General features: G+C 63.7%; 8 protein-coding genes. 4 read left to right on the top strand and 4 right to left on the bottom strand.

All coding sequences use genetic code 11. The features are described from left to right. Nucleotides 1-19: 19 nt before the first annotated feature. From cobT to cobC, 3 genes are read left to right on the top strand one after another with little or no spacing between them, the layout of a single operon-like run. The gene (cobT, locus tag ACFFAR_RS20730; protein WP_375508369.1) at nucleotides 20-1,033 is read left to right on the top strand and encodes a nicotinate-nucleotide--dimethylbenzimidazole phosphoribosyltransferase; all 1,014 of its coding nucleotides are present in this window, start codon (nucleotides 20-22) and stop codon (nucleotides 1,031-1,033) included. A 7-nt stretch (nucleotides 1,034-1,040) separates the two neighbouring features. Next, nucleotides 1,041-1,802 carry an adenosylcobinamide-GDP ribazoletransferase gene (locus tag ACFFAR_RS20725; RefSeq protein ID WP_174363913.1) on the top strand — a complete coding sequence of 254 codons (762 nt, stop codon included), beginning with the start codon at nucleotides 1,041-1,043 and terminating at the stop codon, nucleotides 1,800-1,802. Further along, the gene (cobC, locus tag ACFFAR_RS20720) at nucleotides 1,787-2,359 is read left to right on the top strand and encodes an alpha-ribazole phosphatase (protein ID WP_062169472.1); all 573 of its coding nucleotides are present in this window, start codon (nucleotides 1,787-1,789) and stop codon (nucleotides 2,357-2,359) included. The genes ACFFAR_RS20725 and cobC overlap by 16 nt, the downstream gene beginning before the upstream one ends. Before the next feature lie 2 nt (nucleotides 2,360-2,361). Here the strand turns inward: cobC and ACFFAR_RS20715 are convergent, their stop codons facing one another. The 4 genes from ACFFAR_RS20715 to cobU are packed head-to-tail and all read right to left on the bottom strand — an operon-like array spanning nucleotide 2,362 to nucleotide 5,725. Beyond that, nucleotides 2,362-3,252, bottom strand: a complete 891-nt coding sequence (locus ACFFAR_RS20715) for a helical backbone metal receptor (RefSeq protein ID WP_174363912.1) — start codon at nucleotides 3,250-3,252, stop codon at nucleotides 2,362-2,364. Between the two features lies 1 nt (nucleotide 3,253). Next, nucleotides 3,254-4,252, bottom strand: a complete 999-nt coding sequence (gene cobD, locus ACFFAR_RS20710; RefSeq protein WP_174363911.1) for a threonine-phosphate decarboxylase CobD — start codon at nucleotides 4,250-4,252, stop codon at nucleotides 3,254-3,256. Next, nucleotides 4,245-5,186: an adenosylcobinamide-phosphate synthase CbiB gene (gene cbiB, locus ACFFAR_RS20705; protein WP_174363910.1), complete on the bottom strand. Its 942-nt coding sequence runs from the start codon at nucleotides 5,184-5,186 to the stop codon at nucleotides 4,245-4,247. Before cbiB ends, cobD begins: the two co-directional genes overlap by 8 nt. Nucleotides 5,187-5,188: 2 nt before the next feature. Then, complete coding sequence (cobU, locus tag ACFFAR_RS20700) at nucleotides 5,189-5,725, bottom strand: bifunctional adenosylcobinamide kinase/adenosylcobinamide-phosphate guanylyltransferase (protein ID WP_174363909.1); 537 nt, start codon at nucleotides 5,723-5,725, stop codon at nucleotides 5,189-5,191. A 27-nt stretch (nucleotides 5,726-5,752) separates the two neighbouring features. Here cobU and ACFFAR_RS20695 point away from each other — a divergent pair. Further along, the coding region (locus tag ACFFAR_RS20695) for a cobyric acid synthase (protein WP_375508368.1) at nucleotides 5,753-6,702 on the top strand (950 nt) is incomplete at its 3' end.

Here is a 6,702-nt window from a genome sequence, read left to right as displayed (position 1 = left end):
AGGCAACGATCTCGGTGGGGTGGTGGCCGTAGTCGTCGACGACGGTGACGCCGCGGACCTCGCCTTTGACCTGGAAGCGGCGGTCTACACCGCGAAAACTTTCGAGGCCGGCGGCGATCTGGCGAAAGCCGAGGAGCTCTTGCGCATCCGGAGCGGCGCGAAGGCGAGCAAGGCCGCCGACCGCATTGCGGCCGAAGGCGTGAGTCCGTTCCCGCAAGAAGTGACCGTGCAGATGGTCGCGAATTTCATCGCGGGCGGGGCGGCGATCAACGCGTTGTCGAAGGCGTCGGGCATGACGCTCGAAGTCGTGGATGCGGGCGTGGCGAGTGCATCGCCTGCAGCGGAAGGTTTCGTCGATGCCGCCATCCGTCGCGGCGGCACGCGCAACTTCGCGCACGATCCGGCCATGACACGCGACGAAGCGTTGCAAGCCATCGCAAAGGGCGCAGAACGTGTGCGGCATCACGCGGCGCTCGGCACGAACGTGATCGGCTTCGGCGAGATGGGGATTGCGAATACATCGGCGGCAGCTTGTTTGATGAGCCGGCTGTGCGCGCTCGAGATCGACGCGTGCGTGGGACGAGGCACAGGTCTTGATGACGCCGGCCTCAACCGCAAGCGCGACGTGCTCGCTGCAGCGCTGAAAAAGCACGCAATTTCGCCGGACCCGGTCGATACGCTCGCCACCTTTGGCGGCTTCGAAATCGCGATGATCGCCGGCGGTTTTCTTGCCGCGGCCGAAGCGCGGATGACGATACTCGTGGATGGTTTTATCGTCACGTCGGCGTTGCTGGTTGCGCACGCCATCAACCCCGCCGTACTCGATTACTGCGTGTTCGCGCACGCGTCGGATGAAACGGGGCATGCGCGAATGCTCGAATATTTCAATGCGAAACCATTGCTGCAACTCGGATTGAGGCTCGGTGAAGGCACGGGCGCCGCGCTCGCGTTGCCGTTGTTGCGTGCGGCCGTGGCGTTCATCAAAGAGATGGCGAGTTTCGAATCGGCGGGCGTATCGGATAAGGCCTCCTGATTACGCCATGAACCGGCCATTGGAAGAACTTCGATATTTCTTCACCGCGCTCGGGTACTTCACCCGCGTGCCGGTGCCGCGCTGGGTCGGCTTCGAGCCACATTACCTGAACGCGGCAGCGCGCTATTTTCCGTTGATCGGCGTGATGGTCGGCGGCGTCGGCGCAGTGGTTTATCTTGCGGCGTTGCAGGTTTTTCCGGCGGGCGTTGCGGTGTTGTTATCGATGGCCGCAACGCTGCTCCTGACCGGCGCGTTCCACGAAGACGGGCTGGCCGATTGCGCCGATGCCTTCGGCGGCGCCTACACCCGCGAGGACGCGCTGCGCATCATGCACGACTCGCGCATCGGCGCGTATGGCGCGATTGCGTTGATCGTGGTGCTGGCGTTGAAGTGGCAAACGCTGGCTTCCATGTTGCCGCTGCGCACTGCATGGATGATCGTCGGCGCGCATGCCGCGAGCCGCACGTTCGCGATCAGTTATCTCTGCACGCTCGAGTACGTGCGTGCCGAGGGCAAGGCGAAACCGGTCGCTCAGAAGATGGGTTCAGGCGCGTTCGCGTTGGCCGCAGTGATCGGCTTGCCGTGCTTGTTTTGGCCCGACTGGCGGCTTGGCTGCGTGCTGCTCGTGGCGCTTGTCGTGATGCGGTTTTTCATCGGGCGATACTTTGTCAAGCGCATCGGCGGATATACCGGCGACTGCCTCGGCTTCGCGCAGCAGCTTTTCGAAGTCGCAATCTACTTGATCGGACTCGCATGGATCTCGTCCTGATTCGCCATCCGGCTGTGGGTATCGACGCCGGGATTTGTTATGGCCGTACCGATGTTCCGCTTCTCGGCGACGCGGCGGAATCGGCGCGTTTATTGGACGCGCGTTTGAATGCGCTAAGGGTGCCGGCCATCAAAGGCACCTGGTACACGAGTCCGTTAAGCCGATGCCGTCTGCTGGCCGAATCATTAGGCCCGGTCCAAACCGATCCGCGCCTGCAGGAACTCGACTTCGGCGCCTGGGAAGGTGAGCGTTGGGACGGCCTTGATCGCGCGATGCTCGACGCATGGGCCGCAGATCTGGAGCATGCGCGCGAGCATGGCGGCGAGAGCGTTGCGCAGTTTGCCGGGCGTGTAGCCGGTTGGGCGGATTCGGCTTTGAGCGCTGATAACGAAGAACCAGTTCACGTTGTCACACACGCCGGCGTCATACGCGTTCTCACCGGCCATCTGCTCGGCATAAAACGCGCGAACGTCATTCAATGGCCGCTGGATTTCAGCGCGATCGTGTGGCTCAGACGCGTGCGCGGCGAGTGGCTGCTCGTGCGATGGAACGCGTGACCTTACTTCGGACGCCTGGCGCGGGCAGCGTCCAGGTCCTTACATAGCGCCTTGGCGCCAAGCGCGAGACGCGGTGTTGGCCGGTTGATCAGATCGCCGTCTATGCCGAAGAGATTGCCGCGCTCGACGGCTTTCATCGAAGGCCATTTGCGCCATGTTTCAAGCGATGGCAACGCGCGTTCCGATTTCGTCGCGCCGGGCGTTGCGGTGACGATGGCTTCAGGATCGGCAGCGAGGACGGCTTCGGTCGAGATCGTCGGAACAAGCGGTTTCAGGTCGGCAAATACGTTGCGGCCGCCGCATAGTTCGATCACTTCACTCACCGTGTTCGAGCCGTTGAGCGTCATCAGCGGATCGTCCCAGACCTGATAGAACACGCTCACGGGCGGCTGATTTGCATAACGTGCCCGCAAACCATCGATGTCGTGACGGAACGCACTCGACGCTGTGTTCGCTTCATTCGATGTGCCTAGCAGGACGCCGAGTTTATCGATGGTCGCGGGGATGTCTTCGAGCTTGTGCGGCTCGCTGAAGAACATCGGCACATGCAGTTCGCGCAACCGGTCGAGCTGGCGCAGCGCATTACCGTGCCGCCAGACGACGATCAGATCGGGTTTCGTTGCGACGATGCGTTCGAGATCGAGCGATTTGTTGTCGCCGACACGCGGTATCGATTTCGCTTGCGGCGGGTAATCGCTGTATTCCACTGCGCCCACGATCCGGTCGCCGCCGCCCGCTGCGTAGAGCAACTCGGTGACATGCGGCGCGAGGCTGACGATGCGCTGCGCCGGTGTGTTCAACGTGACGGCCGCGCCGGAGTCGTCGGTGACGGTGAGGGCGTGGGCTTGCGTGGGAACAAAAAAGAACAGCGCGACCAGGAGGCGGAAGGTCATGTCATTGGTTGCCGGCGGCTTGTTTAAACGCTTCTGAGAACCTCGACCATTCGCCTTCCGATCCCGTCAATCCAATCCGCAGACTCGGCGATTTGCCCTGCTCGAACAGCCGCGTCCAGATGCCTTTTTCTGCCAGCGTGTGTTGCAACGCTGCGGCGTTCGAGGTTTCGAACCACGCAAAAAGGGGCGTCGAAAAAGCCTCGAAACCCCGGGCGCGAATCAATGCTGCGAGTCTCGCGCTATCGTGAGCGAGCACTTCGCGCGTCGCCGTTTGCCACGCGTGATCATTGAACGCGGCCGATACCGCATGCCGTGCCGGACCACTCACGGTCCACGCGCCGAGCGTTTCGTCCAACGCGTCGCGTAAAGGCTGAGACGCGAGCACGAACCCGGCGCGAATTCCCGCCAGGCCATAGAACTTGCCGACCGAACGCAGCACGACCAGCCCTTCGCGGTCACTTTCGGATGCCAATGAAGCGTCGTTGTATGCATCGGCGAAGGCTTCATCGATGATCAGCGTACCGCCGCGTGCCGACAGTTGCTCGTGCCATCCGAGCAGGACGTCACGGCCTGATTGTTGTGTCGTCGGATTGTTGGGATTGGCAACGATCACGTGATCGACGTCCTCCGGCAAAGTCGTGGACATTACATCCAGCGGCACGATCCGATGCCCGGCGCGTTCAAATGCCGGCGCATATTCGCCGTAAGTCAGCGCCGCAACCGCCGCGACGCCCGTTCGCAGCAATGAAGGCAATGCGCGAATTGCCGCCTGGCTTCCCGCAACGGGCAACGCGCCCGGCGCACCATAATGTCTCGCCGCAAGCTCGGCAAAACCATCGGCGTCTTCGGGCAAGCGACGCCAGGCATCGACGGGAACAGGGGGAACCGGATAGGCCCGCGGATTGATCCCCGTCGACAAATCCAGCCAGTCCTCCAGCGCAATCCCATACCGCCGCGCGGCTTCGCGCAGATTGCCGCCGTGTCGTATCGGTTCAGCCATGAAACCCCGCGCCCATGAAAGCCAGCACCAGCAACAGTACGAGCCAAAGCACTGTAGTGCGTTCGACGAGCCGCAGCGCCGCGACCACGTGTTTTGGCGTCGCGGTCACGCCGAAGCCGAGCACGGGTCGCGTCTCGAGCGTGCCGTGATACATCGCGGCGCCGCCGAGCAGCACGTTCAGACTGCCCGCGCCCGATGCCATCACCGGCCCCGCGTTCGGGCTGTCCCACAACGGCGCCTGGGTTCGCCAGCAGCGCCAGGCCGTGCGGGTATCGCCGAGAAGGGCGTAGCTCGCCGCGGTGAGACGCGCGGGCACGTAGTTCAGGACATCGTCGAAACGGGCAGCCGCCCAGCCGAAGCGCAAATAACGCGGCGTCCTGTAACCCCACATCGCATCGAGCGTATTGGCCAGGCGAAACATCAGCGCGCCCGGGCCGCCCGCGATCACGAACCAGAAGAGCGCGCCGAAGATCGCATCGTTGCCGTTTTCCAGCGCCGATTCGACGGCGGCGCGCGAGAGCGCGGCTTCATCGGCGTTGGCGGTTTCACGCGAGACGATCCGCGCCGTCAGCGTGCGCGCCTCCGGCAGATCGCCGCGCCCGAGCGCGCGTGCGATCGGCACGATGTGGTCTCGCAGGCTCTTGGCGCCGAGCGCGAACCACAACAGCGTGATGTGCACGGCGCAAGCGGCGGCAAACGGCAGCACGCTCACAAGAATCCAGCCGATGAAAACCGGCGGCACAACCGCCAGCAGCCACGCAAGAATGCCCGCCGGCCGCGCGCGAAAGCCCGTGTTCAACCGGGCTTCGATCCGCGTGGCAAGCCGGCCGAACGCCACCAGCGGATGGCGCGTTGCCGGTTCACCAAAGACGCGATCGACGACCACGCCCGCTATGGCGAGCATGGCCGTGACGTAAAACGAGAGCAGCAACATGGTCAGCCTTTGAGGACGAGTGGCAGGCCTGCCACCATCATGGCCACGTGCGTGCTCGCGGCGGCGACGCGCTGATTCAGGCGGCCGAGTTCATCGACGTAAAGGCGCGTGACCGACCCCATCGGCACCACGCCCAGTCCTATTTCGTTGCTCACCACAATGAGCTTTCCTTTTACCTGCGACAGGGCCGCGTCAAAGGCGCTGAACGCTTCCAGAGGAGGACCGTCGGGCGTGGTTCCATCGGCGGGAAAAAGCAGGTTCGCAAGCCACAGCGTCAGGCAGTCGATCAGCACGACATGTCCCTCGCGATCCAGTTCGCGCAGCACGCCGCCGAGATCGAGCGGTGCTTCGACCAGCGCCCAATGCGCCGGCCGCCGCTCGCGATGCAACGCCACGCGCGCCGCGAATTCGTTGTCACCGACGCGCGCCGTCGCCACATAAGTGACGGGCAATTCGCTGTCGGCGGCCATGCGTTCGGCAAACGCGCTCTTGCCCGAGCGCGCGCCGCCGAGAATGAAGGTAAGGTCGGGGGAAGTCATCGCAATATTGTACCGGTGGGCGCTAACATGACGTCTTTCGTGAAACCGGGCACCCCTATGCAATTCGCACCGCGCGGCACGCTGATGATTCAGGGCACGACCTCCGATGCCGGCAAGAGCACGCTGGTCGCAGGCTTATGCCGATTGGCCCGGCGCGGCGGGATGAAAGTCGCGCCGTTCAAACCGCAGAACATGGCGCTGAACAGCGCGGTCACGGTGGACGGCGGCGAGATTGGCCGTGCTCAGGCGCTGCAGGCGATCGCGGCGGGCGTGGATGCCGAGATCGACTTCAATCCCGTGCTGCTCAAGCCGACCAGCGACCGCGGTGCGCAAGTGATCATCCACGGCCACGCGCACGCCAATCTCGATGCCCGTGCATACCACGAGTACAAGACCATCGCCTTCGACGCCGTGCTCGCGTCCTACGCCCGCCTGCAGCAGCGATTCGACACGATCATCGTGGAAGGGGCGGGAAGTCCGGCCGAGGTGAACCTGCGGGACCGGGACATTGCCAACATGGGTTTTGCGGAGCGGGTGGATTGCCCCGTCGTGCTGGTGGCGGATATCGACCGCGGCGGGGTGTTCGCGCATTTGCTCGGGACGCTTGCGTGTTTGTCGGAGACGGAAAGGGCGCGGGTTCACGGCTTCGTGATCAACCGTTTTCGCGGTGATATCGGCCTTCTGCAACCCGGTCTCGACTGGCTGGAAGCGCAAACCGGCAAGCCGGTGCTTGGCGTGGTGCCTTATCTGCATGGCCTGACGCTCGATGCCGAGGACATGCTGCCGAGCCAGCTCCATACGCGCGGCGACGGCGCCGAGGTGCTGAAAGTGATCGTCCCGGCGTTGCCGCGCATCAGCAATCACACCGATTTCGATGCACTGCGCGCACATTCCCAGGTGGATTTTTCATACGTACGAGCCGGAAGCGCGCCGCCGCCGGCCGACAGCACCACGCTGCCCATGCCGCCGGTCATGAC

The sequence above is a fragment of the uncultured Caballeronia sp. genome (genome assembly GCF_964243625.1).
Classification (GTDB): Bacteria; Pseudomonadota; Gammaproteobacteria; order Burkholderiales; family Burkholderiaceae; genus Caballeronia.
The sequence above is the reverse complement of the archived record's forward strand: the minus strand, read 5'-3'. Positions and strand labels throughout refer to the sequence as shown.